This is a genomic window from Bacillus cereus group sp. BfR-BA-01355, from assembly GCF_022663675.1.
GTDB lineage: Bacteria > Bacillota > Bacilli > Bacillales > Bacillaceae_G > Bacillus_A > Bacillus_A thuringiensis_S.
In genome coordinates, this window is record NZ_JAKUFY010000214.1 from 1 (window position 1) to 4009 (window position 4009).

The window sequence follows — 4009 nt, forward strand, 5'->3', positions numbered from 1 at the left end:
CATTAACACACGTATAACATTTCCATACGTTCCTGCTGATAATAAAAGTAACCCACGCTTATTTGCTTCTGCACATAGATTAGCCGTTAACGTTTTGTCAGGTGCTTTCGTCTTACGATCTTGAACGACCTCAAATGCACACATTGCGCCTAACCCACGCACATCACCGATGCAATGATATTTATTTTTCATCTCTTCGAATCGGTTCATTACGACTTTTCCTAATTCTATCGCTCTATCATTTAGTTTCTCATTTTCTATTACATCGAGAACAGCTAATGCAGCCGCACATCCTAATGGACTTCCTGCATACGTTCCACCAAGTTCACCTGGTGCAGATTCATTCATAATTTCTTTACGTCCAATGACACCACTTATCGGTACACCAGCCCCTAATGATTTAGACACTGTAATTAAATCTGGAACGACATCATAGTGATCAATTGCAAAATATTTTCCTGTACGACTAAAGCCTGTTTGTATTTCATCCGCTACAAATAAGATGCCGTTCTCTGAACAAATGCGGCGTACTTCTTGAACAAATTTCTTACTTGGGACGATAAATCCACCTTCCCCTTGAACAGGTTCCATTACAACAGCTGCAATTGTTTCTGGTGCTACTTCCGATATGAAGAAGTTCTTAAACTCTTCAATAATAAAATCATCATACTGCTCTTCCGTTAATCCCTCTGGGCGACGGTATTCGTATGGAAATGGCGCTTTATATACTTCTGGAGCAAAGGGACCAAACCCAAATTTATATGGCTTCACTTTACTTGTCATCGTCATTGTCATTAATGTACGCCCGTGGAAACCTTTAGAAAATGCGATAATACCAGGTCTCTTCGTATATTTACGAGCGATTTTCACCGCGTTCTCAACTGCTTCTGCACCACTATTTAAAAATAGGACTTGCTTATCGAAACTTCCTGGTGCCAATGCCGCAAGCTTTTCCGCTAATTCAATATATGGCTCATACATCATGACATTAAATCCAGTATGAATGTATTGATCGACTTGTTTATGGAGCGCTTCTTTAACCGTTGGATGACAATGTCCTACGTTAATTGTCCCGATTGCTCCTGCAAAATCAATGTACTGATTGCCATCAACATCCGTTACAAGAGCACCATTTGCAGATTGTACAAACGTTGGGATGCCGTTACTTACTCCTTTTGGTACTATATTTTGACGGCGTTCCAATAAAGATGCTGCTTTCGGTCCTGGAATTTGTTCATTTACTTTAGCAAATTTTTTTGTGTTCATTGCGTACCCCATCCTTTTCTTTACATTGTTTTCTCTTCTTATTGCAAAATGTATGCCAACTTTCCTTTCTAGCATTTATCCTATATTCTTTGTATCCAGGCATAAAAAATAAGTCTATAAAGACTCATTAAGAGTCTTTATAGACTTATTTTCCTTACACATTAGACTTTTCTTTCTCCCAGAAAAACTCACCCGATTGAGAAATAAACTCTCCAACAGAATCTAACACTAAATCAGCAAGTGGTTCTAATGTTGGACGGTCTCCCGTACCAGATAGCACCCCAATTGCATAGCAATCACCACCATTTTTAGCTAAATGTAAATCAGTTGGCGTATCTCCAACAACCGCAACCTCACATGATTCTAAATTAAATTTCTCACAAAACACTTCTATAATCTTTTTATCTGGTTTTTGCGCAAGGAATGTATCCGAGGCTATAATATAATCAAAAAAGTTCTCCAACTTATATTGTTTTAAAAATAATTCTGTTGGTGCGAAATCATCCGCCGTGACAACCCCTAATATAAATCCTTTATCTTTTAATGCCTGTAACACTTTCGGTAAATCTGCTGTCATTTTCATATGCGAACGATGCTCATACATAAGGGAAAATAACTTCTCACTTACCCAATGATGCATCTCTTCTTCTCTAGCAGACTCAATATAATTACAAAGCCCCTTCGCTACATCAAGGCTTGTTCCAGCAGCTATTGCACTCCTCGGATTAACAAATGCTCCCTCTACACCAATCTCTTCTAATAAGGTCTGCCCTATTGTACTTGGTAAATGATATAAACTTATACATTCAGCTACAAGTTCTTCAGCTACTTTTATCCAAATTGAATGAAAATCCATTAATGTCCCATCTTTATCAAATAGTATTGCTTTTACCTTCTCCATAGCATCCTACCTCTCGTTTCTTATCTCCTCCAGTGTATCAATAAAATATGGATGTAAAATAAAAGAATTGTAAAAATACCATAAAAATCAAACTAACTCCCAATTTACAATTCATTTTAACAAAGTAAAAAAGGATGCCTTTACAAGGCATCCTCTTGATGTTCAGGAACAAATAGTTCTAAACAATGATATATATTTTCGAATTCCATCGGTGCATCTCCACCATACTCACCATCTAAATTAATCATTAGTTTATCTGGTGAATGTACTTTAATTCGGTTCGCTTGTGTATATAACACTTTTGGATTATTAATATGTTCACCACGTTGTGCTTGTGTTGCTGCTTTAATTAAATCAGCGATAGAACCTTTTTTCAGTACTAATAGGTCAAATAACCCATCGTTAATAGATGCATACGGTGCTACCTTTTCAAATCCACCTACTGAACGAGTATTCGTAATTAAAAACATCGTAATTTCTTCTTGTAGTAACTTTCCATCATACTCAATTTCAACATATGTCGGATGCAATGATGGTAACATCTCGATACCTTTTAGGTAATAAGCAAGTTGTCCTAATACTGTCTTTAACTTACTCGGTACTTCGTATGTTAATTCTGTAATACGACCGCCACCAGCGATGTTAATAAAATATGTATCGTTCGCTCTACCGAGGTCTAATGGCACTGTTTTTCCTTCGCAAATAATATCTGCTGCCTCTTCAATAGAACGAGGTACACCAATCGCACGTGCAAAGTCATTTGTCGTTCCAACTGGAATAATTCCAAATTTCGGGCGGAATTCATGTCCAACTAAACCGTTTACTACTTCATTTAATGTACCGTCGCCACCAGCGGCAATAACAACATCAAACTTACGATCCGCAGCTTGCCTCGCCGCCACAGTAGCGTCTCCAGGACCCGTTGTCGCATGACAAGATGTCTCATAGCCAGCTTGTTCTAATTTTTGTAATACTTCTGGTAAGCTCTTCTTAAATAGCTCACGCCCAGAAGTAGGATTATAAATAATTCTTGCTCGCTTCATCATTTATTAGCACAGGAAATTTCTTTATGCATCGAAAAAGAACATACCGAACTTCTATTCAGTATTCCCATGCCTACCTCCTCTCATCTTGCTATCCTTCTTTTATCCCGCTCAAACAGGCAGTAAGAACCCGATTCGTGTAGTCCATCAAAAGTAAATATTCATTTCAATGGTTTTGTTTTATTTGACCAAAAAATTTATCCCGCTATTTGTGGGCAGTAAATGCCCGATTGGTGTGGGCTAATAATCAGCTTTGGATGAACCTCCCACTGATTAAAGTTTCACTTTATTTCTATCCATTCTTCCATAAAAATTTACATATAACGAATAATAACTATCTATTATTTCATGAGATGAAAAAAACCTCTATGTTTAGATTTATCATTATTCCCACCTTTTTGCAACTATCATACCATAGTTGCTATACAAACATTTTTCCACTTTTGACAGTTAATCAAACGTTTGTTTAAACGATTTTGTCTCATTTAAACAAACGTTTGATTAACCTAGAAAAACACCCATGTACGGGTGTTTTTCTGCTTAATCTTTAAAAGTCACTACTATTATCGCTTATTAATCTCTTCAAGTAAGATTTTGTTAACAAGCGGTGGATTTGCTTGTCCTTTTGTAGCTTTCATAATTTGACCAACTAAGAACCCAATTGCACGGTCTTTACCGTTTTTAAAGTCTTCGATAGATTGCCCATTATTATCAAGAATTTCTGTTACAACTTTACGAAGTGTACCCTCGTCAGAAATTTGAACAAGACCTTTCGCTTTAACGATTTCTTCTGGGTCTC

At 37.0% G+C, this 4009-nt stretch carries 3 protein-coding genes and 1 pseudogene; all 4 read right to left on the bottom strand.

Features of this window, described 5'->3' with window-relative positions:
- A partial coding sequence (gene gabT, locus MR167_RS30850; protein WP_242316192.1) for a 4-aminobutyrate--2-oxoglutarate transaminase occupies positions 1 to 1266 on the bottom strand: 1266 nt, incomplete at its 3' end.
- A 154-nt stretch (positions 1267 to 1420) separates the two neighbouring features.
- Complete coding sequence (locus MR167_RS30855) at positions 1421 to 2167, bottom strand: HAD family hydrolase (protein WP_000416657.1); 747 nt, start codon at positions 2165 to 2167, stop codon at positions 1421 to 1423.
- Between the two features lie 140 nt (positions 2168 to 2307).
- Positions 2308 to 3213: a diacylglycerol kinase gene (locus tag MR167_RS30860; RefSeq protein WP_000977679.1), complete on the bottom strand. Its 906-nt coding sequence runs from the start codon at positions 3211 to 3213 to the stop codon at positions 2308 to 2310.
- Positions 3214 to 3773: 560 nt separating this feature from the next.
- Positions 3774 to 4009, bottom strand: a pseudogene (locus MR167_RS30865) (Asp-tRNA(Asn)/Glu-tRNA(Gln) amidotransferase subunit GatB); the annotation flags it as partial.

Excerpts from the sequence above, each read along its gene's own strand:
- MR167_RS30855 (WP_000416657.1), bottom strand. The coding sequence starts at position 2,167 with ATGGAGAAGGTAAAAGCAATACTATTTGATAAAGATGGGACATTAATG.
- MR167_RS30860 (WP_000977679.1), bottom strand. The coding sequence starts at position 3,213 with ATGATGAAGCGAGCAAGAATTATTTATAATCCTACTTCTGGGCGTGAG.